This window comes from Arthrobacter sp. Cza30, from assembly GCF_059090765.1.
In genome coordinates this window covers 379,701-402,973 of the sequence record NZ_JBNHGA010000007.1, presented here as the reverse complement: position 1 = coordinate 402,973, position 23,273 = coordinate 379,701, and the positions used below count along the sequence as shown (strand labels likewise).

Below are 23,273 nucleotides of genomic sequence, written 5' to 3'. Positions count from 1 at the left end.
TTCCCGGCGTTCCCCCGGCCCCGCTACGATGAAATGGTGCGGCCGGAGCGGGGGATGCCCCGGCGCACCGCGGGGTCTGCGGCGTTGAGCGATGGGGGCCCGGTCAGGGATCTACCCGATAGCGGCACAAGATGCGGCATGGCATCGTTGGACTAGGTATCCAGCGGACAGGAACACTTCGTGCAGACTTTCATGGACGCGCTCAGCGTCTTCATCATCGATGCGGCAGCGCAATGGTGGATTTACCCACTGCTTCTGGCTCTCTGCCTGATCGACGGCATCTTCCCGCCGGTGCCCAGCGAATCGGTGGTCGTGGCACTGGCGGCCATTGCGGTATCCGCCGGAGCCCCGAATATCTGGCTGGTGGCCGCCGTTGCCGCCATCGGCGCGATAGCGGGGGACAACATCGCGTACCTGATCGGTCGCCGCATCGGTGCAGACCGTTTCCGCTGGATGCAGCGTCCCCGGGTTGCCGCGGCCTTCGCCTGGGCCCGCAGGGAACTGGACCGGCGCGGCGCGCTGCTGATCCTGAGCGCACGCTACATCCCGGTGGGCCGCGTGGCCGTCAACATGACCGCCGGCGCCACCGGCTACAACCACCGCAAGTTCGTTTTGTTTTCCGTCGCCGCCGGCATCTCCTGGTCCTTGTACTCCGTAGCCATCGGGGCGCTGGCCGGGCGGTGGTTCCATGACAACACCCTCCTGGCCGCAGGCCTGGCGATCATCCTGGCGCTGCTGCTGGGCCTCCTGCTGGACCACGGCGTGAAATTGGCCAACCGGCGCCGTGCCGCGCGGCTGCGCGCCGCAGCCCCGGGCGGGTCCCGCGAAGCGGAGCCGGCCGAGGCGGGCCCGGCGGGCGAAGCCGGTTCGACGGCGCAAGCCGGGCCGGCGACGGGAGTGGGGCCGGCGGCGGAAGCCGGCCTCTCGGCGGCGGCAGGCGACGCGGGCGCGGCCGCGGAGAGCCCGGATGCAGCAGTAGTTGCACGGCGCGATCCCGCCGACCAGCTGCCGGCAGCGGGCTCGCGGACCGTCCGCTTCGAACCGTACGTTCCCCTGGCCGTGCCCTCCCGCAACCGTTCCGCCGCCGGTCTCGACGACTGAACCCGTCGGGGGCATCCGCGCCGGTTCAGGCGTGCCCGGTGCTCGCGTAAGGTGGTGCCTGTGACTGAGCCTGAATACTCCGAAGACACCGCAGCCGACCTCGACGTCGACATCCGCAGCCTGCCAAAGGTTTCGCTGCACGACCATCTGGACGGCGGACTGCGCCCGGCCACGATCATTGAACTTGCCGCCGCCGAGGGCCACGAGTTGCCCTCCACCGACCCGGTGGCGCTCGGGGAGTGGTTCCGCGAATCGGCGGATTCCGGCTCACTGGTCCGCTACCTGGAAACCTTTGACCACACCATCGCCGTGATGCAGACCAAGGACGGCCTGTTCCGCGTGGCCCGCGAATTCGTCGAGGACCTGGCCGACGACGGCGTGGTCTACGGCGAGGTCCGCTGGGCGCCCGAACAGCACCTGACCAAGGGCCTGACCCTGGACGAGGCGGTAGAGGCCGTCCAGGCAGGCCTGGAAGCCGGCGTGGCCGCCGTGGAAGCCAGCGGCCGCCCCATCCAGGTGGGCCAGCTGGTCACCGCCATGCGGCATGCCGACCGCTCGCAGGAGATCGCAGAACTCGCCGTCCGCCACCGTGACCGGGGCGTCGTCGGATTCGACATCGCCGGTGCCGAGGACGGCTTCCCGCCCTCGCGCTTCAAGGACGCCTTCACCTACCTGGCCGAACAGCAGTTCCCGGTGACGATCCACGCCGGCGAGGCGGCCGGGGTGGACAGCATCGTGGACGCGCTGGTCAGCGGCCGCGCGCTGCGGCTGGGCCACGGCGTCAGGATCGCCGAGGACATCCAGGTGGACTTCGGACCCGACGACGAGGACGGCGAAGAGGTTGGCATGGTCACGCTGGGCCGGGTCGCCTCGTGGGTCCGCGACCGCGGCATCCCGCTCGAGTGCAGCCCGTCATCGAACCTGCAGACCGGCGCGATCTCCGTCTTCGGCGAGGATATCCACTCCCACCCGTTCGACCTGCTCTACCAGACCGGGTTCAAGGTCACGATCAACACCGACAACCGGCTGATGAGCGGAGTCACGCTCACCGACGAATACGAGTTGCTGGTGGAAACCTTCGACTACGACCTGGACGACCTGCTGGAGATCACCCTCAACGCGGCCGAGGCTGCTTTCCTGCCGCTGGAAGAGCGTGAGGCGCTCGTCGAGTTCATCGGCGAGGCCTTCAACAGCCAGCTGGGCTGACGCCGCGATGCCTCACGCCGGACACTCCTGTGAACCGGGGCGGCTCCCGGACGCCCCCGCCGAGGCCGAATCCGGGCGGGGGGAGTTCCCGGACGCTCCCACCGCTGAGCCCGGCCGGGGCCGGGCGGTCGCCAGGCTGCTGGACGTCGTGGCACAACTGCGCGAGCACTGCCTGTGGACCGCGGCGCTGACCCACGAGTCGCTGGTCGACTACCTCGTGGAGGAAGCCCACGAACTGGCCGAAGCCATCGAAACCGGCCACACCGGCCGGGCCGATGTTGCCGAGCTCAAGGGCGAACTGGCCGACGTGCTCTACCAGGTGGTGCTGCACGCCCGCCTGCAGGAAGAGCGCGGACATTTTGATTTCGACGCCGTGGCCGCGGAACTGACCGCCAAACTCATACGGCGGAACCGGCATGTCTTCCGGCCGGACGGGTCCCTGCAGGAAAAGTTTCCGGAGACCATCGCCGAGATCGTGGCCGGCTACGACGCGGTCAAGGCGGCGGAAAAACCGGAGCGGACCACGCCGTTCGACGGCCTTCCGCACTCGCTGCCGGCGCTGGCGTTGGCAGCGAAATCGCTGGACCGCGCCGCCCGGGCGGGCAGCGGGCCGGCGGCCGGGTCGGAGCGGGGCAGCGCGCCCGGGGGCCCCGGCGCGGACGGTGCTGCCCGGACGGAAGACGACGTCGGCGAGGAGCTGTTCGCCGTCGTCCGCCGCGCAGTTGAGGCGGGCGTGGATCCCGAGCAGGCCCTGCGGGGCGCCGTCCGGAAATTCCAGCAGCGCGTAACGGAAGAAAACCGCGGCGGGTGATCTCGATTAGTCTTAAGCCGGACCTTGCAGCCGGCCCCGGCCTCGCCTGCAGACATTCCATCTTTTCGTTCCAACGAACAGGAGCTACTCCATGGCGCTGATCGATGCCATCCACGCGCGCGAAATCCTCGATTCCCGCGGCAACCCCACCGTAGAAGTTGAGGTGCTGCTCTCCGACGGCTCGATGGGCCGGGCCGCGGTTCCGTCCGGGGCCTCCACCGGGGCGTTCGAGGCGGTGGAACGCCGCGACGGCGAGAAGGACCGCTACCTGGGCAAGGGCGTCGGCCAGGCCGTGGCCGCCGTGGTGGACACCATTCAGCCGGCGCTGGCGGGCCTCGACGCCACCGACCAGCGGCTGATCGACCAGACCATGCTCGACCTGGACGGCACCTCCAACAAATCCGACCTTGGCGCCAACGCCATCCTCGGCGTTTCGCTCGCCGTGGCCTCGGCCGCCGCCGAATCCGCCAACCTCCCGCTGTACAAGTACCTGGGCGGCCCCAACGCGCACGTGCTGCCGGTCCCGCTGATGAACATCCTCAACGGCGGCTCGCATGCCGATTCCGACGTGGACATCCAGGAGTTCATGGTGGTGCCGCTGGGCGCCGCCACGTTCTCCGAGGGGCTGCGCTGGGGCGTGGAGGTCTACCACAGCCTCAAGTCCGTGCTGAAGGAGAAGGGCCTGTCCACCGGGCTGGGCGACGAGGGCGGCTTCGCCCCGAACCTGCCCAGCAACCGGGCCGCGCTGGACCTGATCACCGAGGCGATCACCCGCGCCGGCTACACCCCGGGCAAGGACATCGCCCTGGCCCTGGACGTGGCGTCCTCCGAGTTCTACCAGGACGGCGCCTACCAGTTCGAGGGCAAGTCCCTGACGGCGGCGGAAATGAGCGCCTACTACGCCCAGCTGGTGGCCGACTTCCCGCTGGTCTCCATCGAGGATCCGCTGGACGAATCCGACTGGGAGGGCTGGGCCGCCCTGACGGCCGAGTTGGGCGACAAGGTGCAGCTGGTCGGCGACGACCTGTTCGTCACCAACCCCGAACGACTGCAGCAGGGCATCGATGCCAAGACCGCCAACTCCCTGTTGGTCAAGGTCAACCAAATCGGTTCGCTGACGGAAACCCTGGAGGCCGTGGCCCTGGCCCAGCGCAACGGCTACACCACGATCACCTCGCACCGCTCCGGCGAGACCGAGGACACCACGATCGCGGACATCGCCGTGGCCACCAACGCCGGCCAGATCAAGACCGGCGCCCCGGCCCGTTCCGAGCGCGTGGCCAAGTACAACCAGCTGCTGCGCATCGAAGAGGAGCTCGACGACGCGGCCCGCTACGCCGGTCGCGGCGCCTTCCCGCGTTTCACGGCGTAGTTCGGCCCGACCCTCGGTAATGTCTTAAGCGGGGCCCGGCGGCAAAACCGGAGCCGGGCCCCGCACGACGACCACGGTGAGGAGCCGCGAATGTCCACCCGACGCCCCAACATGCCCCGGGCCGGCCGCCCGGCCGGCAGCGGGCCTGCTTCGGGCGGCGTGGACGGCAAGGACACCGACGCGCGGGAACCGGAGACCGGACAGGTGATCCGGGCCGACTTCGGCCGGCCCCCGACCCGCTCCGCTCCGCAGCCGGACGCCCGCACCCCCCGCGCGCCGGACGCCGGCCAGCAGCGAAAGCCGAAGCCGCCGGCGAAACCCAAACCCTCGCCGTCGGAAGCCCGCGCGGCCGAACGCCGGCAGCTGTCCGAGGCCATCCGGCAGCCGGCCGCACCGGCTGCCGGCCAAAAGCCCCGGCCGTCGGCCAGGGAAACCCCGGCCGACGCCGTGCCGGTCCCGGCGAAAGCGTTCTCCGGGCGCCTGCTGGCGCTGGCCCTGGTGCTGGTATCGATCACCGTGCTGCTGGCCCCGTCGGTGCGGATCTTCATTGAACAGCGGGCGGAACTCTCCGCGCTGCAGGCGGACATCGCCGCCAAGAAAGACTCCAATGAACAGCTGACCAAGGAACTGGCCCGCTGGGACGATCCCGCCTACATCAAGCAGCAGGCCCGGGATCGCATATTCTATGTAATGCCGGGGGAGAAGCGGTACATGGTCACCGGCGCGGAAGGACTGCGCGAGTCCAACAAACATGCCTCCGCCACCGCGCCCGAGGATTTGCCGTGGGTGGACGCCCTGTGGAACTCGGTGACCCGCGCGGCAACAGACTCGCCCGCAGCAGACTGACCTCCCGGCAGAGCCTGCCGGATCACACGGCCCTGCCCCACGGGCCGCAGCGCCAGGAAAGGACTGAGCCATGAACGACGCTCAGCGCACCCCCACCCCCGACGATCTCGACACCCTGAGCCGCCAGCTCGGCCGGCCGGTGCGCGACGTCGTGGAGATCGGCGCACGGTGCGTGTGCGGAAACCCGCTGGTCGCCACGACGGCGCCGCGGCTCCGGAACGGAATCCCTTTCCCCACCACGTACTACCTGACCCACCCGGTCATCACGTCCGCGGTATCCCGGCTGGAGGCCGCAGGGGTCATGACGGAGATGACCGAACGGCTGGAGCAGGATCCCGAATTGGCCGCGGCCTACCGCCGCGCGCACGAGGAGTACCTGGCGGCCCGCGACGAGGTCGGCCGCCGGGCCGGCATCGGCGACGTGCCCGAAATAGCGGGAGTCTCCGCCGGCGGCATGCCCACGCGGGTCAAATGCCTGCACGTCCTGGTGGGCCATTCGCTGGCCGCAGGTCCCGGCGTGAACCCGCTGGGCGACGAAGCGCTCGAACGTATCGCCGAATGGTGGACCGCGGACCGCTGCTACTGCTCCGGGGCCTGGGATGTGGACGGCACCGCTCCGGCCCGGGATCTAAGCCGGCACACCCGGACGCAGGGACTGACGGCCGAAGAGCTGGCCGCGAAGAAGGCCCGGCGCGCCGGCGGCACCGGGAAGGCGGCGGACGACGACGGCGGCACCGGCACCGTCGACGGTTCCATGCCCGGCGACGCCGTCGGAGGCAGGTCCTAGTGGCACGCGTCGGAGCCATCGATTGCGGGACCAACTCGATCCGCCTGCTAATCGCCGATGTCCAGGACGGCGGTCTCACCGACGTGGTCCGCGAGATGAAAGTCGTGCGGCTGGGACAGGGCGTCGACGCCACCGGGGCGCTCGCGCCGGAAGCGTTGGAGCGGACCTTCGCGGCGGCGGAGGACTACGCCGGCCAGCTGCGCAGCCACGGTGCCGAAACCCTGCGCTTTGTCGCCACCTCCGCCACCCGCGACGCCGCCAACCGCCAGGTCTTCGTCGACGGCATCCGCCAGCGCCTCGGCGTGGAACCTGAAGTGATCAGCGGCCGGGAAGAGGCCGAGCTGTCCTTCACGGGCGCCGCCAACGTCCTGGCGCCGCAACCGAGGGAGAAGGTGCTGGTCGTGGACCTGGGCGGCGGCAGCACGGAGTTCGTGCTGGGAACCGCCGACGGGGTGCTGGCCGCGCTCAGCACCGACATGGGCTGCGTCCGCTTTACCGAGCGGCACCTGCTCTCGGATCCGCCAACTGCCGCCGAGATTGCCCTCGCCGTGGCGGGCGCCGAAGAACACCTGGCGCGCGTGCTCGACGAGGTGCCGCTGGCCGACGTCGACCGCCTGGTCGGAGTGGCAGGGTCCGTCACCACGGTCACCGCCCACGCCTTGCAGCTGCCCGAGTATCGTCCGGAAACCATCCACGCGGCGCATCTGGACGGTGCCCGGCTGGATGCCGCATGCACCTCCCTCCTGGAGATGACGCGGCAACAGCGGGCCGCGTTGCCCTACATGCATCCGGGACGGGTGGATGTCATCGGCGCCGGCGCGCTCATCTGGCGGACCGTTTCCCGACAGCTGGCCGCACTGACCGGCGGCCGCGTGGACGGTGCGACCGCCAGCGAACACGATATTCTTGACGGAATCGCCCTGAGTGCGGCCACCCGGCTGCCGCACTGAGCTTCCCGGGTTCCGGGGACCAGACCGCTTTGCCAACGAAGGGACATCCATGCGCCAGCGCGACAGTGAACGGCCGGCCAGACGCGCGGCCGCGTCGAAGGCCTTCTCGCTGGGATCGGCGATCGCGGTACTCGCCTCGTTGGTGCTTGCCGGCCCGGCCCAGGCAGACGACACCCGCGGCAAGGAATACTGGCTGGACGCCTACGGGATCCGCGCCGCCTGGGACGAATCGCAGGGCGAAGGCGTCAAGGTAGCAGTGATCGACAGCGGCGTTGATGCGACGCACCCGGACCTCAAGGGTGCCGTGGTCGGCGGTACCGACGTCTCCGGCTCCGGTGATCCCGATGGCCAGCGGGGCATCGGGCAAACGCCGGAGCACGGCACCTTGGTTGCCACCCTGCTGGCAGGACGCGGCCATGCACCGGAGAAAGACAAAAAGGACGACAAAAAGAAGAACGACAAAGAGTCCAAGTCCAAGTCCAAGCACAAGGACGAGGGGATCGGCGCCGGCACGGACGGCGTGATCGGGGTGGCGCCGAAGGCACAGATCCTGACCGCCTCTACCTGGCTCGGAACGCCCAACCCCTCGGGCATCGGCGTGGACGAGCAGATTCCGGCGGCCGTTCGCTGGGCCGTGGACAATGGCGCGCAGGTCATCAACATGTCGTTGACCAGCTCCAGCACCTCCTGGCCGGAGAGCTGGGACGCGGCGTTCCTCTACGCCGAACAGCATGACGTGGTGGTCGTAGCCGCCGCGGGCAACCGCGCGGGCGGCACCGAACAGTCCGGCGCCCCGGCGACCATCCCCGGCGTGCTGACCGTGGCGGGATTGAACCGCGACGGCGAGGCGAGCCAGGAGGCCTCGGCCCAGAGCATCGTCATCGGCGTTGCGGCACCGGCCGAGAACCTGGTCGGCGGACTGCCCGGCGGCCTCTATGCCGACTGGTCCGGCACCTCCGGTGCCACGCCGCTGGTCTCGGGCGTGGCCGCACTGATCCGCTCCAAGTACCCGGACATGAGCGCGGCCCAGGTGATCAACCGCATCGTCAGCACGGCCAAGGACGCCGGTGTTCCGGGCCATGATCCGATCTACGGCTACGGCGTACTCGATGCGGACGCAGCCCTGAACGCGGACGTGCCGGAGGTCGCCGGCAACCCGCTCGGCTCCATCGCGCAATGGATCACGGTGCACCGCCGCGGCGAGGCCGCCGCGCCCCAGTCGGAGGCTCCGGTGCAGTCCAAGGCCGAGGCGCCGGATATTCCGGAACCGACCACGCCCGTGGCGGTCGCGCCGCCCAGCGAAGACTCGGTGCTGCCGGCCGTCCTCGTGTTTTCGTTCGGCGGACTGATCGCCGCCGTCCTGGTGTTGGGCGCCGTCCAGACCATGCGGGCGCGCAAGGCCGTGCGGCAGGGGACGTCGGCAGTCGAGGAAGCAAACACGGACTTCATCCCGCCGATCCGGGAAGAGATCCGGAAGCCCGCCAAGCGCTGATTCCCCGGACCCTTCGGGCCGTTCGGTCCGCCACACCTGCCGTCGGCGGGGATTCCTTCGGGCCGTCACGCCCGCCGCCGGTACTTCGTGAAAAGTTTCACAAAAGCGGCTATACTGGGGGCATGGCACTCACTCCTGCTCTGTCCGATCGTCCGCGCGTCCTGGTGGTCGGCGGCGGTTACGTTGGTCTTTACGTCGCGCTGAACCTCCAGAAGAAGGTCAAGCGGCACGGCGGGATCGTTACCCTGGTGGACCCGCTGCCCTACATGACCTACCAGCCGTTCCTGCCCGAGGTGGCCTCCGGCAGCATCGAAGCCCGCCATGTGGTGGTCAACCACCGGCAGCACCTGCGGGACACCGAACTCATCACCGGCAAGGTGACGTCGATCGACCATGCCGCGAAGAAGGCCGTGATCACCCCTGCCGTCGGCGAGGCCTTCGAGCTGGACTACCGCGACGTCGTCGTTGCCGCCGGTGCCATCACCCGCACCTTCCCGATCCCGGGGCTGGCCGAGGCCGGCATCGGCCTGAAGACGGTCGAAGAAGCCGTGGAACTGCGCAACAAGGTCCTCGAGCGGATCGAAACCGGTTCGTTGCTCCCGGAGGGGCCGGAGCGGACCCGCGCGCTGACCTTCGTCGGCGTCGGCGGAGGCTTCGCCGGCATTGAAGCCATGACCGAGATCGAGGACCTGGCCCGCGCCGCCGTCAAGAAGAACGGGCGGCTGCGCCAGGAAGACCTGCGCTTCGTCCTGGTCGAGGCGATGGGCCGGATCATGCCCGAGGTCACCGAAGACCAGGCCGAATGGGTCGTGGAGCACATGCGCTCGCGCGGCATCGAGGTCATGCTCAACACCTCGCTGGCCAAGGCAGAGGGCGGGGTGCTGGAGCTGATCAACATGCCGGACAAGACTCCCGCCGAAACCTTCGAGGCAGACACCCTGCTCTGGACCGCCGGCGTGCAGGCGAACCCGGTGGCGCGCAACTTCGGCTTCCCGCAGGACGAGCGCGGCCGGATCAAGGCCGACGCCACGCTCCAGATCATCGACGAGAACGGCCCGATCGACGGAGCCTGGACCGCCGGCGACGTCGCCGCCGTGCCGGACCTGACCGGCGGCGGGGTGGGAGGCTTCTGCGTCCCGAACGCCCAGCACGCCATCCGCCAGGCGAAGCGTCTTGCCAAGAACATCTACGCCGCCCGCTGGGGCGTGGGCACCGTCACCGAGTACAAGCACAAGAATCTGGGCGCCGTCGCCGGCTTCGGCCTGAATAAGGGCGTCGCCAAGATTATGGGCATCAAGCTCAAGGGCTGGCCGGCATGGATGGCCCACCGCGGCTACCACGGGATGGCCATGCCGACGGTGGAGCGCAAGATCCGCGTGATCTCGAACTGGTTCTGGACGATCTTCCTGGGCCGCGACACCACGCGCCTTGCCGACCTGCAGACCCCGTACCGCCAGTTCCGCGAGGCGGCTTCCCCCAAGCCGCGCCCGCAGGCCGCCGACGCTCCCAAGCCGGCAGGGGATGCCAAGGGCACCGAGGCGGACAAGGAACTCGCCTCCACGGGCCGTTAGGCACACCAGCAGCAAGGCCCGGGTACCGCTGTGGCGGTGCCCGGGCCTTACTGCATTCTGGAAGGTTTCCTGGGGCGGGGCCGCATAGAATGCTGCGGTGAGGATCAGGACAGAACAGCGGGACGACCGGCCCGCCGTCCGCCGGATGGTGGCACGCGCCTTCGCCGGCGACGACGGTGTTGAACCGGTGGAAGCCCGGCTGCTGGCCGAGTTGTACGACTGCGACGGCTTCCTGCCGCAGTTTTCGCTCGTCGCCGAGGAAGGGGGCGCCGTCGTCGGCCATGTCATCAGCACCCGCGGCTGGATTGGCGATGAGCCCGCGCTGGGGCTGGGGCCCCTTGCCGTGGAGCCGAACCGTCAGCGTGCGGGCATCGGGGCGGCCCTGCTGCAGGAAACGCGGCAGCGCGCCGAGGCCGCCGGGGAGAGCGTGATCATGCTGCTGGGAAGCACCGGCTACTATCCGCGGTTTGGTTATCGGCCGGCCAGCGAACTGGGCATCGGTGCCCCGGATCCATCGTGGGGCGCCAATTTCATGGCTCTCCCGCTGGCCGGCCGTCCGCTGCCCGCGGGTGTTTTCCGCTACGCCGAACCCTTCGGGCGATTGTGAACCGGCGCAGGCCCATCAAGTACCCTAGGTAGGTGCCGGAGTGCCAGCCCCCGTAGTCCAATGGCAGAGACAACCGACTTAAAATCGGTCCAGTGTGGGTTCGAGTCCCACCGGGGGTACGGATTGGGATGTGACGAGCGTTACAAGGATGTAACCCAAAACGCTTATTTTCAACAACAAATTGGACTAGTTTTCTCTGTAATCAGGAATACCTGGTGATCGCATCAAAGGTTCGCGGACCTTTCGATCGAGGAGAAAACATACATGACTGCAACACACAATGCAGTGCTTTTCGGCACCGGCGGCAACACCGCACGCGCGGGAAGGATGGCCGCGCTCGGTTTGGGGATCGCTTTGTTTGCCTCGGCGTGCGGCGGGGGGACGTCCACGCCCTCGGAGACCGGCGGGGGAGCCGGCACATCGGCACCGGCTGGTGCCTCCGGTTTGGTGTGTCCCGACGCGGGGGAGGGTGCGGGTCCCACGGCAGGCGCGACGGGTGATCCCTCGGCCGTTCCCGAGACGAAGGGCTCCACTGATACCCCGCTGAAGATCGGTACGCTGCTGCCTGCCACCGGCTCGCTGGCCTTCCTGGGCCCGCCGGAAGTCGCGGGCGTCGAGCTGGCCGTTGAGCGGATCAACGAGGCCGGCGGCGTACTGGGCAAGGACGTGGAAACCATCCAGCGCGACTCCGGCGATACCACCACCGACATCGCTACCCAGTCCGTGACCGAACTGCTGAGCGAGGATGTCAGCGCCGTCGTAGGCGCAGCGTCCTCGGGCGTCTCCAAGACCGTGATCAACCAGATCACCGGCGCAGGGGTGGTGCAGATTTCCCCGGCGAACACCTCGCCGGATTTCACCACCTGGGACGACAACAACCTGTACTGGCGCACCGCGCCGTCGGATGTGCTGCAGGGCCGCACGCTGGGCAGCTACATGGTGTCCTGCGGTGCCCAGACGCTGGGCATGATCGTGCTGAACGACGCCTATGGCACCGGCCTGGCGGAGAACGTCAAGCAGGCGTTTGAAGGCGCCGGCGGCCAGGTTGTGGCCACCGAGATGTTCAACGAGGGCGACTCCCAGTTCAGCTCGCAGGTAGACGCCGTCGTCAACGCCAAGCCCGACGCGATCGCGCTGATCACCTTTGACCAGATCAAGTCGATCGCACCGCTGCTGCTGTCCAAGGGAGTCACGCCCGACCAGATGTTCCTGGTGGACGGCAACACCTCGGACCTGAGCGCGGACCTCGATCCGGGCGCTATGGCCGGGGCACAGGGAACGATTCCCGGAACGTTCGCCAAGGAAGATTTCCAGGCGGCGCTGGCGGAGATGGACGACAAACTCAATTCCTACTCCTACGCAGGTGAGTCCTACGATGCGGTGAACCTGGTGGCCTTGGCAGCCGAGGCCGCCGGAAGCACCAAGGGCGAGGACATCGCCAAGGAGATGCAGGGCGTGTCCGCCGAAGGTGAAAAGTGCTTCGACTTTGCCGGCTGTGTCACGCTGCTGCGCAACGGTGAAGACATTGATTACGACGGCATCTCCGGCCCGATCTCGTTCGACGAGAACGGTGACCCGACCGAGGCCTACATCGGCATCTACGAGTACGACGACACCAACGTACCGCAGCCGAAGCGCGAGGAGTTTGGCCAGCTGTAAGGCCGCTCCAGCACTACGGGCAACACAGCAGAGGGTCCCGGCCGCCGGCCGGGGCCCTCTGCCGTGCTCCCGGGATCGGACGTCATGGACCGGGCTGCGAAGGCGGTGCGGGGCAACAGAGGGCCGCCGTGGGACCGGCCGGGCGGGCGGCGGGGCCTGGCATGGAGTAGCCGAACACGACGGCGGCGCCCGCCCGGGGGACAGGCGCCGCCTTCGAGGTGAGGCTGGGGTCTCAGGCGGTGTCCGCGAGCGTGCCAAGGTAGAGCTGGATGACCTTCGGATCCTTCAGCAGTTCGCGGCCGGTTCCGGTGTAGGCGTCCTTGCCCTGGTCCAGGACGTAACCGCGGTCGCAGATCTGCAGGCAGCGGCGCGCGTTCTGTTCTACCATGATCACCGAAACACCGGCCCGATTGATTTCGTGCACCCGCAGGAACGTCTCGTCCTGCTTGACCGGAGAAAGGCCGGCGGAAGGCTCATCCAGGAGCAGCACCGCCGGGTCCATCATCAGGGCACGTCCCATCGCCACCATTTGGCGTTCACCGCCCGAGAGCGAGCCCGCCCGCTGCGCGCGCCGCTTGGCCAGTTCCGGGAAGATACCCGCCACGAAATCAAAGCGTTTCCTGAAGTCCTTGGGCCGTTGGAACATGCCCATTTCCATGTTTTCTTCGATGGTCAGCGTCGAAAAAACGTTGTTGTTCTGCGGGACGAACCCGACGCCGCGGCTGACGAGCTTGTTCGCTTTCAGCCCCGTCAGGTCCTGGCCGCGCACCACGACGGTGCCGGAATGGACCTTGACCAGGCCGAACATCGCCTTGAGCAGGGTCGACTTGCCGGCACCGTTCGGGCCGATGATGCCGATCAATTCGCCCTGGCGGGCCTCGATGCTGCAGCCGTTCAGGATATTGACGCCGGGCAGGTAGCCGGCCACCAATTCCGTCACGGTGACCACCGGTTCCCCCGGCGCCACGGCTTCCGGAGTCGTTTCCATACGGCGCGCGTTCATGGCCGGTCCTTCCTTCTGGTTCCGCGGTCGGCGTTGCCTGCTTCTTCCGCGCTGGAATCCTGCTCGCTGATGTGGCGGCCCAGGACGCCCTCGGCATCCGTGCCCACGACCGACTCCGCGTCCTGCGCCAGCTCTTCCTCCAGCGCTTCGACGCCTTCGGCGTCGCCCAGGTCGACGTCGTGATGGGCGCCCAGATACGCGTCGATCACAGCTGGATCCTTCATGACCACGCCGGGCGGACCTTCTGCCACGATCCGGCCTTCGGCCATGACCACCACCCAGTCCGCAATGTGGCGGACCATATGCATGTCGTGTTCGACGAACAGCACGGTCATGCCCTCGGCCTTCAGATTTCTGACATGCTCCAGCAGCGACTGCGTCAGGGCGGGATTGACGCCGGCCATCGGCTCGTCGAGCATGACCAGCTTGGGCCGGACCATCAGGGCGCGGGCCATTTCCAGCAGCTTGCGCTGGCCGCCCGAGAGCGATGCTGCGTAGTCGTCCCGTTTGGTGTCGAGCTTGAACTTGGCCAGCAAAACGTCGGCCTGATCCGTGATTTCCCGTTCCTTGGGCCCCCAGATGTTCTTGAAGAGGGCCTTGAAGAGGTTCTCGCCGGACTGGCCCGTTGCACCCAGGCGCATGTTCTCCATGACGGAGAGCTTTCCCATGACCTTGGTCAACTGGAACGTGCGCACCATGCCCATGCGGGCCACCTTGTAGGACGGCACGCCGGCGAGGGAATGCCCCTCGAAGGACCACTCGCCGCTCTGGGGGATGTCGAACCCGGTGAGCAGATTGAACAGGGTGGTCTTGCCCGCCCCGTTGGGTCCGATCAGCGCCGTGATTTGGTGCCGCGGGATCTCGAGATATTCCACGTCCACGGCATTGACCCCGCCGAATTGCCGGGTCACGTTTTTCGCGACGAGGATGGGATCCCGTTTCCGGCAGCCGGGGCCCGGTTCGTCGGCAGCAATGGGACGCGTGTCCGTCATGTAGTCGGTGCCCGGCTGGTCGGCCTGTTCCGGGACGGCGGTGGCCCCGGCAGCGGTGGTGCGGTCTTGTTCGCTCATGTGAATGCCAGTTCTTTCTTATTGCCCAGCACGCCTTGGGGCCTGAAGATCATCAGCAGCATCAAGGCGATGCCAACCAGGATGTAGCGGAGCTGTCCTGCCTGTGTGGTTGTCAGGAAGGTGATGTAGTCCGCCTCGATGGCACCGTAGAGCAGTCCCTGGGTCAGCGAGAGGACTACCCAGAACAGCATGGCGCCGATAACCGGGCCGAGAACGGTGGCCATGCCGCCCAGCAGCACGCAGGTCCAGAGGAAGAATGTCAGCTCCGTCTGGTAGTTGGCTGGTTGTACCGCTCCGCGGGGGAGCGTAAACACCATGCCGGCCATTGTTCCGAACAGGCCGCCGATGATGAGGGCCTGCATCTTGTACGAGTACACGTTCTTGCCCAAGGCCCGCACCGCGTTCTCGTCCTCGCGGATGCCTTTCAGGATCCGGCCCCACGGGCTGCGCATCAGCAGGAACACCAGCAGGCAGCAGATCACCACCAGGCCCCAGCCGACGACGCGGATCCAGAGGCCGCGTTCGTTCAGGGTCACCAGGCCGAAATTGTAGGCGCCCTGCGGGAAGGGGTTCAGCGCGAAGAACCCGCCTTCGAAGGCAGCCAGGCCGTTGGCCGAACCGGTAATGTCCGTCAGGTCGTTCGTGGTGACCACGTACCGGATGATCTCCGCTGCGGCGATCGTGACGATGGCCAGATAATCCGCCCGGAGGCGCAGGGTGGGGATGCCCAGCAACAGCGCAAAGATCACCGAGCCGATCAGGGCTATCAAGACGCCGACAAAGAACGGCACGCCCCACTCGAGCGTGGGAATGGCGAAGCCGTAGGCACCGATAGCCATGAAACCGGCTTGGCCGAAGTTCAGCAGGCCGGAATAGCCGAAGTGGACGGCCAGGCCGAGTGCCGCCAAGGCGTAGGCGGCCGTCGTCGGGCTGATGATTTCGCCCAGGGCGTTGGTAAATATGTTTAGGAAATCCATGGTGTTGCCTCCTAACCCACGCGCTCTCGGCGGCCCAGGATGCCCTGTGGCCGGAACAGCAGGACGACGATCATGATCAGCAGCGCGCCCACGTATTTCAGGTCTGCTTCCAGCCAGAGCGTCGACAGTTCGACGAACATGCCGACGATGACCGAACCGACCAGGGCGCCGAACACGGTGCCCAGGCCGCCGAGAATGACGCCGGCAAAGACGAGCAGCAGGATCTGCTGGCCCATGTTGAACGTGACACCGGGGCGGTAATAGGCCCAGAGGATGCCGCCCAGCGCGGCCAGCACCCCGCCGACCGTCCAGACGATGCGGATGACGCCGTCAACATCGATCCCGGAGGCTGCCGCCAGCGCGGGGTTGTCGGCGACGGCGCGGGTGGCCTTGCCCAGCCGGGTCTTCAGCAGCAGCATGGCAATCAGGATGATCACTATCAGGCTGACAACCAACGAGAGCAGCGTGTTGCGGCTGATCGAAATCTCGCCAAATTCCAGGATGGGGCTTCGGGCCTGCGGCAGCTGCTGCGTGGCGCCGCCGAAGTTGAACTGGATGACATAGCGGGCAGCCAGGGCCAGGCCGATGCTGATGATCATCATGGGGATCAGTCCGGTACCCCGATGACGCAGCGGCTTCCAAAGCCAGGCGTCCTGGGCCCAGCCGAACGCGCCGCCCAGGACAATGGCCAACAGCATGGCCAGCCACACCGGAAGGCCGACAAGCGCGAGGCCGAACATCAGCACCGCGCCGACGGTGACCATCTCGCCGTGTGCGAAGTTGGTGAGGCCGGTGGTGCCGTAGATGAGGGACAACCCCACCGAGGCCAGGGCCAGCAGCAGGCCGAAGCTCAGGCCCGCAATGAGACGCTCGACGAAGACCTCGCCGAAACCGGCGCCCTGGAGCACGATGCCTTCACCGAGCGGAAAGATGGCCGCGGCGTTGGAAGTGTTGGTGAAGGTGACTTCCCGCGGATTCGGTGTGCCCTCGGCGAGCTCCACTCCCTCCGGGAAGGTCGAGACGTCCACTTCGACTTGGTAGGATCCACGTTTCGGGACACCGATCGACCAAGACCCGTTTTCGCCGGTGGTCGCCTCGCCGGTGAATCCTTCGCCCGTCGCCGTGATCCGCACCCCCACGACGGGGCCGTCGGCATTGCGCAGGACGCCGCTGATCGTATCGCGGAAGGGCTCCGCCGGCGCGGTCCCCGTCGTCGCGCCGGGGGTGGGCTCGGGTGAGGTGGTCGAAGCCAGTGAGGGGGGCGCGGACAAGATAATGCCCGCGATGATCGCCAGTAAGGCGAGCAGTGTCCCCAATGGCCGAACGAGCTTCGGCATCGCGATCAAGATATGAACCTCCACAGTGGGGGGTGTGGTCCGCCGGATCACCGGCAGGCGCTGACAGTGTCTGTGACGGAAATCACGGACGTGTCGTTTATGTTACCTGCGTCACGGGCGGCGGGAGGGTGCGTTCTGTCGCGATCAGGTAACAACTGTGAAGCCGTCATTTAGCATCGATGAAACGTATCGGCCTCTGGGAACAGGCGGGCTACCGGATGCCGGCAACCCCGCGGGAAACCAGAGGCGTCCCTGCGGGAAGCTTCAGGCAGGGCGCCCGGGAACTGCAGGAAGGGCCCCGAATTTACAGGTAGAGATCTAGAGGTAGAGCCCCGTGCCGCTGTCCGCTTCCTCGGGCTGGGAGACGGCCTGGACGTCGCGCTCGCGGAGCAGGGTGTAGTCGGCGGCGTTGACTTCGACTTCGGCGCGGTCCTCGGGGTCGAAGAGCACCCGGTCGCCGACCGCTACCTGGCGCACGTGCGGGCCGGCGGCGACTACCTCGGCCCACGCGAGGCGCTTGCCCATGACGGCGGTGGCCGGAATGACGATGCCCGAGGAGGAACGGCGCTCGCTGCTGTCCTGGTCCGGAGCCACGAGGATGCGGTCATGGAGCATGCGCAGGGGCAGCTTGGCCCGGGCGGAGGAGCGGGGCGCTTTGGAAGGACTGCGGGACGTCACCACAGCATTCTACCCGGGCAGGCGGGCCCCGCCGCGAGGCTGCCGCAGGGCGGCGCTGCTGCCGGCGCAGGTTTACTCCCCAGACAGGCCGCCGGAGGTCGACGCCGCTGCCCGACCCGGGTTCACCGGCCAGTCAAGGAATTTTCTGCCGTGTTGTTCGTTGGGATTGGTAGTCTAAGCAATAGCTCGCCCCCTGACGATGGAGGACAACAAGATGGCAATCGGAGGAAATCCGGTTTTCAACAACCCGAAGGCGTTCCGCGGCTCGCCCGCGGGACCTGCCGGAGCCGGCTCTGCCGTGCTCGCCGGCCAGACCCAGCTTTCCAGCCAGCAGCTGCAGGATCTGTACAACCAGCCGTCGGCGGGCCCCGCCCAGACCGGACGGATGACCTATGACGACGTCATCCTCAAGACCCTGGCCTGCCTGTCCCTGGTGGTCGTCGGCGGTGCGATCGGCTGGATGTTCCCGATCCTGCTGATTCCTGGCATGATCGCCGGCCTGGTGCTCGGGCTGGTCAACGCCTTCAAGCGGGAACCGTCCAAGGGCCTCATCCTGGCCTACGCCGCCGCCGAGGGCCTGTTCGTCGGCGCCCTGTCCATGGTCATCGACTCCATGTACGCCGGCGTGGCCCCGCAGGCCGTGCTGGGCACCGTGTGCGTCTTCGCCGTCACGCTGGCCCTGTTCAAGAGCGGCAAGGTGCGCGCCACCCCCAAGGCCATGCGCTTCTTCATGATCGCGCTGATCGGCTACGCGCTCTTCTCCCTGGTCAACCTGGGCCTGATGTGGTTCGGCGTGCTGGACAACCAGTGGGGAATGCGCGGCGCGGTGATCACTATCATGGGCATCGGCATCCCGCTGGGCGTCATCATCGGCCTGCTGGCCATCGGCCTGGCCGCGTTCTCCCTGATCGTCGACTTCACCTCGATCGAGCAGGGCGTCCGGCAGGGCGTGGACCGCAAGTACTCCTGGACGGCCGCCTTCGGCCTGACCGTGACACTGGTCTGGCTCTACGTGGAGATCCTGCGCCTGCTCGCCATCCTCCGCGGCGACGAGTAATCAGCCGTTCTCCCTACCAACCAACCGACCCCGGCCGTGCGCCGGGGTCGGCTGTTTAAGCGGCGACCCGCTACGGTGGAACCATGACGGGCCAGCGCAGCCGGGCAGCGACCGGCGAGCAGTTTGAACTGAGGCGCGCCGGATCGCGGGCCGTGGTCACCGAACTGGCGGGCTGCCTCCGGCTCTTCGAAAAACAGGGCGTGCAGTTGACCGAGACCTTCGCCGACGACAGCATTCCACCCTCGGCCTCGGGCATCCTGCTGGCGCCCTGGCCCAATCGGGTGGAGGGAGGCCGTTGGGAGTTGGACGGCGCCGTCCAACAACTGGACATCACGGAACCGGGCCGCGGCCACGCCAGCCACGGGCTGCTGCGCAACACCGGCTACCGGCTGGTCGACCGCACAGGGTCCGCGGTCGTGCTCCAGGCGGAGATCTTCCCCCAGCACGGCTACCCCTTCCGGCTCAGCCATGTTGCCCAATACTCCCTGGACGAGGCCGGCGACCTGACCGTCCGGCAGGAACTGCGGAACCTGTCCGCGGCCGCGGCGCCGGTGGCGCTGGGCGCACATCCCTTCATCCGGCTCGGAGACGAACCCGCCGACCGGCTGACCTTGACCGTGCCGGCGGCGCGGTACTTTCCCACCAACCGGCACACCATGATTCCGACGGCGGATGTCCCGGTCACCGGCCAGACCGACCTGCGCGGCGGAAGCCGGGTGGCGGAGCTGGACATCGATCACGGCTACACCGCCCTGTCCGCCGGCCCGGGCGGCCGCGCGGTGACCGCCCTCGCCTCGGAGAGCGGCTCGCAGGTCCGGCTGTGGCAGGACGAAACCTTCCGCTACGTCCATGTCCTGGTGACCACAAAATATCCGGGCCGGGACCGCGCCGTCGCGGTGGAACCGATGACGGCACCCGCCAACAGCTTCAATTCCGGCCTGGGGCTGGAATGGCTGGAGCCCGGTGCAACGTTCGGCGGGAGCTGGGGCATTACGGCGCAGCTTCACTGAACGCACGGCTGGGTCACAGTATGAAACTATTGGGTGTATGAACCGGTCCTTCCCCGAAAACCGTCCGCTGCCGGCCGGACGTTTGGCCGGAGTTGACGGCCAACACCACGTCCGCGAGGACGTTCCCTATGCGCTGCGGATCAGCGCGGCCTGGGCGTGGCGGGTGGGGTTGATCCTGGTGGTGGGCGGACTGTTGGTCTGGCTGCTCAGTTTCGTCTCGCTGCTGATCATCCCGTTGATGGTCGCGGCCCTGATCGCCGCCTTGATTTCCCCCGTCGTCCGGTTCCTGCAAAAAGCCAAGGTTCCCAAGAGCCTGGCGGTCGTCATCACCATCCTGGGCTTCCTCGGGCTGATCGGCGGGGCGCTCTCCCTGGTCGGCCGGCAGCTCTACATCGGCTTCAGCGAGCTGTGGGACCAGGTGATGCAAGGCATCGGCCAGGTCCAGGGCTGGCTGACCGACGGGCCGCTCCGCCTGACCAACGAACAACTCAACGACTACCTGAACGAAGGCCTGGACCAGCTGCAGAACAACAGCAGCGCGATCTTCTCCAGCGCCCTGAGCGTCGGGTCCACCGCCGGACACCTGGTCACCGGACTGCTGCTGACCATCTTCGCGCTGATTTTCTTCCTTTACGACGGCGACCGGATCTGGCGTTTCATGGTCGGCCTGCTGCCCAAGAAGGCGAGGGCGGCCAGCAATGGCGCCGGCCGCAAGGGCTGGACCTCCATGGTCCACTACATCCGGGTCCAGATGTTCGTCGCTTTCGTTGACGCCGTCGGCATCGGCGCGGGCGCGGCCATCATCGGCGTGCCACTGGCACTTCCGCTGGGCGTCCTGGTATTCCTTGGTTCCTTCGTCCCGATCGTCGGTGCCCTGCTCACCGGGTTCGTCGCCGTCCTCCTGGCGCTGGTGGCCAACGGCTGGGTCAACGCGCTGATCATGCTCGCCATCGTGCTGGGTGTTCAGCAGCTGGAGGGCCACGTGCTCCAGCCGCTGATCATGGGCAAGGCAGTCTCGCTGCATCCGCTGGCCGTCGTGCTGGCCGTGGCCGGCGGCTCCATGGTCGCGGGCGTCGCCGGCGCACTCTTTGCCGTCCCCTTGCTCGCGATCCTCAACGCGGTCGTGAAGTACATCGCCGCCCGCGGATGGGAAACAGACCCGGCCCTGGGCGCCCCGCCACCGGTGGAAGAGCCCTACCGGGCGCCGGAACCGGCACTGGCTTCGCCGGGTCCCGGAAATCCCCCCGAGCCCTCAGACCGGGAACCCTCCCGCCGACGCCGCGTCCTGCTGCACAGAAAAGAGACCGACAAGTGACAGTCACCGCCCAGCTTCCCGTCACGCTCGACGACATCCAAGCCGCCCGGAAAACCCTCGACGGGATCATCGCCAAGACGCCGATCGAACAATCCCGCGCGCTGGGCCGGATGGTCGGCTCCGACGTGTTCTTCAAATGCGAAAACCTGCAGCGGGCCGGGTCGTTCAAGGTCCGGGGTGCCTACGTGCGGATGGCCGGGCTGTCCGATGCGGAGAAGGCACGCGGCGTGGTGGCTGCCTCCGCCGGAAACCACGCGCAAGGCGTCGCGGTGGCGGCGGCCCGCCTGGGCATCAAGGCCCGCATCTTCATGCCGCTCGGCGTCGCCCTGCCGAAGCTCGCGGCCACCCGGGGCCACGGCGCCGAAGTCGTGCTGCACGGCCACAACGTGGACGAGGCCCTCGCCGAGGCGCAGCGCTACGCAGACGAGACCGGAGCGGTCTTCGTGCATCCGTTCGACAACCCCGACATCATCGCCGGACAGGGCACGCTGGGGCTCGAAATCCTGGAGCAGGTCCCCAACGTCGAGACCATCGTCATGGGCGTCGGCGGCGGGGGACTGCTGGCCGGGGTCGCCACGGCCGTCAAGGCCAGGGCGAAGGAGCTGGGCCGCGAGATCAGGGTGATCGGCGTGCAGGCGGAGAATGCGGCCGCCTACCCTCCCTCCCTGGCCGCCGATGCGCTGGTGCCGCTGCAGAAGGTCTCCACCATGGCCGACGGTATCGCCGTCGGCCGGCCCGGGCAGCTGCCGTTCTCCATCATCCGGGAACTGGTCGACGACGTGGTCACGGTCAGCGAGGACGCCCTGGCCCGCGCACTGATCTTCCTGGTTGAACGGTCCAAGCTGGTGGTCGAACCCGCCGGTGCCGTCGGCGTCGCCGCGCTCATGGAAGGTGTCATCCCGGACCCGGGCACCACGGCAGTGATCCTCTCCGGCGGAAACATAGATCCCATGCTGATGCTGAAGGTGATCCAGCGGGGGCTGTACGCTTCCGGCCGGTTCATGTCCGTGCGGATCATGCTCGACGACCGTCCCGGCTCGCTGGCCACGATCTCGCGGATCATCGCCGAATCGGACGCCAACGTCACGCGCGTGGACCATACCCGCATCGGCGGGTCCATCAGCATGGGCGATGTGGCCATCACCATCGACATCGAGACAAAGGGCCACGAGCACTGCGAACTGGTGCTCGGCAGCCTCCGCGCCGCTGGCTTCCAGCCCATCGTCGTCCACTGACCGTGGCCGCCGGAAGCCGTGGACTGCGCCCCGCCCCGGCGCTGGCCGGCGCCGGGGCACTGGCGGCACTGCTCTGGGTGGTCTTCCTGGTCAACATCTTCGCCGGCGGGTACTTCAGCCTGCTGCTGGGCATCGCGCCCCGCCGGCTCGACGGGCTTGACGGTGTGGTGTTCGCGCCGCTGCTGCACGCCGACACCGGCCACCTGTTGAGCAACACGGTCCCGCTGCTGGTACTCGCGTTCCTGACGCTGCTGGAAGGAATCCGGCGGTTTTGCGTGGTGCTCGCCTGCAGCTGGCTGGCCTCCGGGCTAGGGGTCTGGCTGACCGGTGCCGGCCTGACCATCGGCGCCTCCGGCCTGGTCTTCGGGCTGTTGGCCTACTTGTTGGTGCGTGGCTTCTACAATCACAGCTGGCGCCAGATCCTGCTGGCCGTGGTCATCTTTCTGTCCTACGGCTCGGTGTTGTGGGGAGTCCTGCCGACGGCGCTGCCCGGGATCTCCTGGCAGGCGCACCTTTTCGGGGCGGCCGGGGGAGTCGCCGCAGCCGTGCTGCTGCGCCGCAGGCGGGGCCTTCGCTGAACCCGTTCCCGGCGCGCGCGGGCTGACGCCTGCTGCCGCATACGCCGAAGGCGGGCTCCCGCAGGAGCCCGCCTTCGACGATGATGGTGCGTAATCAGCCGGCGTAAGGCTTGGCGGAAATGATCTCCACGCTGATCTGCTTGCCGTTAGGCGCAGCATAAGTGGTGGATTCTCCCGCCCGCAGGCCGTGGATGGCAGCACCCAGCGGAGACTTTTCGCTGTACACGTCCAGTTCGGATTCGCCGGCGACCTCGCGGCTGCCCAACAGGAAGCGCTCGGTGTCGCCTGCGATCTTCGCTTCGATGACCATGCCCGGCTCTACGATGCCGTCGTCAGCGGGTGCCTCGCCCACGTGGGCGTTGCGCAGCAAGTCGGTGAGCTGACGGATCCGGGCCTCGGCCTTGCCCTGTTCTTCCTTGGCGGCGTGGTAACCGCCGTTTTCCTTGAGATCCCCCTCGGAGCGGGCCTGTTCGATGCGGTCGACAATCTCTGCCCGGCCGGGGCCCGAAAGGTGATCCAGTTCAGCCTTCAGACGGTCGTAGGCTTCCTGAGTGAGCCAGGCGACGGGTGCGCTGGAAGTGGACACGTAGTTCTCCTTAATTGCTGCCGGT

Annotated in this window: 22 protein-coding genes and 1 tRNA gene; 17 read left to right on the top strand and 6 right to left on the bottom strand. The window is 67.8% G+C overall.

Annotation, left to right across the window (positions count from 1 at the left end; genetic code table 11):
* The first annotated feature begins 180 nt into the window (after nt 1–180).
* The 12 genes from AC5RVZ_RS24560 (at nt 181) to AC5RVZ_RS24505 (ending at nt 12,402) form a co-directional block, all read left to right on the top strand.
* A complete protein-coding gene (locus AC5RVZ_RS24560) occupies nt 181–1,101 on the top strand; it encodes a DedA family protein (RefSeq protein ID WP_494068236.1) in 921 nt (306 codons plus the stop codon).
* Between the two features lie 60 nt (nt 1,102–1,161).
* Nucleotides 1,162–2,307, top strand: a complete 1,146-nt coding sequence (locus AC5RVZ_RS24555) for an adenosine deaminase (RefSeq protein WP_494068235.1) — start codon at nt 1,162–1,164, stop codon at nt 2,305–2,307.
* 7 nt (nt 2,308–2,314) lie between these two features.
* A complete protein-coding gene (locus tag AC5RVZ_RS24550; RefSeq protein ID WP_494068234.1) occupies nt 2,315–3,118 on the top strand; it encodes a MazG nucleotide pyrophosphohydrolase domain-containing protein in 804 nt (267 codons plus the stop codon).
* A 91-nt stretch (nt 3,119–3,209) separates the two neighbouring features.
* Complete coding sequence (gene eno, locus AC5RVZ_RS24545; RefSeq protein ID WP_494068233.1) at nt 3,210–4,490, top strand: phosphopyruvate hydratase; 1,281 nt, start codon at nt 3,210–3,212, stop codon at nt 4,488–4,490.
* Between the two features lie 90 nt (nt 4,491–4,580).
* A complete protein-coding gene (locus tag AC5RVZ_RS24540) occupies nt 4,581–5,336 on the top strand; it encodes an FtsB family cell division protein (protein ID WP_494068232.1) in 756 nt (251 codons plus the stop codon).
* 70 nt (nt 5,337–5,406) lie between these two features.
* A complete protein-coding gene (locus AC5RVZ_RS24535) occupies nt 5,407–6,123 on the top strand; it encodes a DUF501 domain-containing protein (RefSeq protein ID WP_494068231.1) in 717 nt (238 codons plus the stop codon).
* Entirely contained in the window at nt 6,123–7,073 is a 951-nt protein-coding gene (locus tag AC5RVZ_RS24530; protein WP_494068230.1) for a Ppx/GppA phosphatase family protein, read from the top strand. Before AC5RVZ_RS24535 ends, AC5RVZ_RS24530 begins: the two co-directional genes overlap by 1 nt.
* Nucleotides 7,074–7,122: 49 nt before the next feature.
* Entirely contained in the window at nt 7,123–8,565 is a 1,443-nt protein-coding gene (locus AC5RVZ_RS24525) for a S8 family serine peptidase (protein ID WP_494068229.1), read from the top strand.
* Nucleotides 8,566–8,687: 122 nt separating this feature from the next.
* Entirely contained in the window at nt 8,688–10,136 is a 1,449-nt protein-coding gene (locus AC5RVZ_RS24520) for an NAD(P)/FAD-dependent oxidoreductase (RefSeq protein WP_494068228.1), read from the top strand.
* Between the two features lie 97 nt (nt 10,137–10,233).
* Complete coding sequence (locus AC5RVZ_RS24515) at nt 10,234–10,743, top strand: GNAT family N-acetyltransferase (RefSeq protein ID WP_494068227.1); 510 nt, start codon at nt 10,234–10,236, stop codon at nt 10,741–10,743.
* Between the two features lie 46 nt (nt 10,744–10,789).
* Nucleotides 10,790–10,862 (top strand) — tRNA-Leu (locus AC5RVZ_RS24510).
* A 145-nt stretch (nt 10,863–11,007) separates the two neighbouring features.
* Nucleotides 11,008–12,402, top strand: coding sequence for an ABC transporter substrate-binding protein (locus AC5RVZ_RS24505; protein ID WP_494068226.1), 1,395 nt, complete (start codon nt 11,008–11,010; stop codon nt 12,400–12,402).
* Between the two features lie 232 nt (nt 12,403–12,634).
* On the opposite strand, the gene AC5RVZ_RS24500 is transcribed toward AC5RVZ_RS24505, so the two are convergent.
* The 5 genes from AC5RVZ_RS24500 to AC5RVZ_RS24480 all read right to left on the bottom strand — a co-directional run bounded on the left by AC5RVZ_RS24500 (nt 12,635) and on the right by AC5RVZ_RS24480 (nt 17,404).
* The gene (locus AC5RVZ_RS24500) at nt 12,635–13,405 is read right to left on the bottom strand and encodes an ABC transporter ATP-binding protein (RefSeq protein WP_494068225.1); all 771 of its coding nucleotides are present in this window, start codon (nt 13,403–13,405) and stop codon (nt 12,635–12,637) included.
* A complete protein-coding gene (locus AC5RVZ_RS24495) occupies nt 13,402–14,397 on the bottom strand; it encodes an ABC transporter ATP-binding protein (RefSeq protein ID WP_494001870.1) in 996 nt (331 codons plus the stop codon). The genes AC5RVZ_RS24500 and AC5RVZ_RS24495 overlap by 4 nt, the downstream gene beginning before the upstream one ends.
* Nucleotides 14,398–14,471: 74 nt before the next feature.
* Nucleotides 14,472–15,452: a branched-chain amino acid ABC transporter permease gene (locus tag AC5RVZ_RS24490; RefSeq protein WP_494001474.1), complete on the bottom strand. Its 981-nt coding sequence runs from the start codon at nt 15,450–15,452 to the stop codon at nt 14,472–14,474.
* An 11-nt stretch (nt 15,453–15,463) separates the two neighbouring features.
* Entirely contained in the window at nt 15,464–16,789 is a 1,326-nt protein-coding gene (locus AC5RVZ_RS24485) for a branched-chain amino acid ABC transporter permease (RefSeq protein WP_494068296.1), read from the bottom strand.
* Between the two features lie 318 nt (nt 16,790–17,107).
* Complete coding sequence (locus AC5RVZ_RS24480; RefSeq protein WP_494068295.1) at nt 17,108–17,404, bottom strand: GroES family chaperonin; 297 nt, start codon at nt 17,402–17,404, stop codon at nt 17,108–17,110.
* 277 nt (nt 17,405–17,681) lie between these two features.
* Between AC5RVZ_RS24480 and AC5RVZ_RS24475 the strand changes: the two genes are divergently transcribed.
* The 5 genes from AC5RVZ_RS24475 to AC5RVZ_RS24455 all read left to right on the top strand — a co-directional run bounded on the left by AC5RVZ_RS24475 (nt 17,682) and on the right by AC5RVZ_RS24455 (nt 22,662).
* The gene (locus AC5RVZ_RS24475) at nt 17,682–18,524 is read left to right on the top strand and encodes a Bax inhibitor-1/YccA family protein (protein ID WP_494068224.1); all 843 of its coding nucleotides are present in this window, start codon (nt 17,682–17,684) and stop codon (nt 18,522–18,524) included.
* 83 nt (nt 18,525–18,607) lie between these two features.
* On the top strand, nt 18,608–19,534 hold the full coding sequence (locus AC5RVZ_RS24470) for an aldose 1-epimerase family protein (protein ID WP_494068223.1): 927 nt from the start codon (nt 18,608–18,610) through the stop codon (nt 19,532–19,534).
* A gap of 37 nt (nt 19,535–19,571) precedes the next feature.
* Nucleotides 19,572–20,849: an AI-2E family transporter gene (locus AC5RVZ_RS24465; protein WP_494068222.1), complete on the top strand. Its 1,278-nt coding sequence runs from the start codon at nt 19,572–19,574 to the stop codon at nt 20,847–20,849.
* Entirely contained in the window at nt 20,846–22,084 is a 1,239-nt protein-coding gene (gene ilvA, locus AC5RVZ_RS24460; protein WP_494001470.1) for a threonine ammonia-lyase, read from the top strand. Before AC5RVZ_RS24465 ends, ilvA begins: the two co-directional genes overlap by 4 nt.
* Before the next feature lie 2 nt (nt 22,085–22,086).
* Nucleotides 22,087–22,662: a rhomboid family intramembrane serine protease gene (locus AC5RVZ_RS24455; RefSeq protein WP_494068221.1), complete on the top strand. Its 576-nt coding sequence runs from the start codon at nt 22,087–22,089 to the stop codon at nt 22,660–22,662.
* Nucleotides 22,663–22,756: 94 nt separating this feature from the next.
* Here the strand turns inward: AC5RVZ_RS24455 and greA are convergent, their stop codons facing one another.
* Nucleotides 22,757–23,248 carry a transcription elongation factor GreA gene (greA, locus tag AC5RVZ_RS24450; protein WP_494001468.1) on the bottom strand — a complete coding sequence of 164 codons (492 nt, stop codon included), beginning with the start codon at nt 23,246–23,248 and terminating at the stop codon, nt 22,757–22,759.
* Between the last annotated feature and the right edge of the window lie 25 nt (nt 23,249–23,273).

Bases quoted from the DNA above. Each gene is read 5' to 3' on its own strand.
- AC5RVZ_RS24550 (WP_494068234.1), top strand. From the start codon at position 2,315: ATGCCTCACGCCGGACACTCCTGTGAACCGGGGCGGCTCCCGGACGCC.
- eno (WP_494068233.1), top strand. From the start codon at position 3,210: ATGGCGCTGATCGATGCCATCCACGCGCGCGAAATCCTCGATTCCCGC.
- AC5RVZ_RS24540 (WP_494068232.1), top strand. From the start codon at position 4,581: ATGTCCACCCGACGCCCCAACATGCCCCGGGCCGGCCGCCCGGCCGGC.
- AC5RVZ_RS24535 (WP_494068231.1), top strand. From the start codon at position 5,407: ATGAACGACGCTCAGCGCACCCCCACCCCCGACGATCTCGACACCCTG.
- AC5RVZ_RS24525 (WP_494068229.1), top strand. From the start codon at position 7,123: ATGCGCCAGCGCGACAGTGAACGGCCGGCCAGACGCGCGGCCGCGTCG.
- AC5RVZ_RS24520 (WP_494068228.1), top strand. From the start codon at position 8,688: ATGGCACTCACTCCTGCTCTGTCCGATCGTCCGCGCGTCCTGGTGGTC.
- AC5RVZ_RS24505 (WP_494068226.1), top strand. From the start codon at position 11,008: ATGACTGCAACACACAATGCAGTGCTTTTCGGCACCGGCGGCAACACC.
- AC5RVZ_RS24500 (WP_494068225.1), bottom strand. From the start codon at position 13,405: ATGAACGCGCGCCGTATGGAAACGACTCCGGAAGCCGTGGCGCCGGGG.
- AC5RVZ_RS24495 (WP_494001870.1), bottom strand. From the start codon at position 14,397: ATGACGGACACGCGTCCCATTGCTGCCGACGAACCGGGCCCCGGCTGC.
- AC5RVZ_RS24490 (WP_494001474.1), bottom strand. From the start codon at position 15,452: ATGGATTTCCTAAACATATTTACCAACGCCCTGGGCGAAATCATCAGC.
- AC5RVZ_RS24485 (WP_494068296.1), bottom strand. From the start codon at position 16,789: ATGCCGAAGCTCGTTCGGCCATTGGGGACACTGCTCGCCTTACTGGCG.
- AC5RVZ_RS24480 (WP_494068295.1), bottom strand. From the start codon at position 17,404: ATGCTCCATGACCGCATCCTCGTGGCTCCGGACCAGGACAGCAGCGAG.
- AC5RVZ_RS24475 (WP_494068224.1), top strand. From the start codon at position 17,682: ATGGCAATCGGAGGAAATCCGGTTTTCAACAACCCGAAGGCGTTCCGC.
- AC5RVZ_RS24470 (WP_494068223.1), top strand. From the start codon at position 18,608: ATGACGGGCCAGCGCAGCCGGGCAGCGACCGGCGAGCAGTTTGAACTG.
- AC5RVZ_RS24465 (WP_494068222.1), top strand. From the start codon at position 19,572: ATGAACCGGTCCTTCCCCGAAAACCGTCCGCTGCCGGCCGGACGTTTG.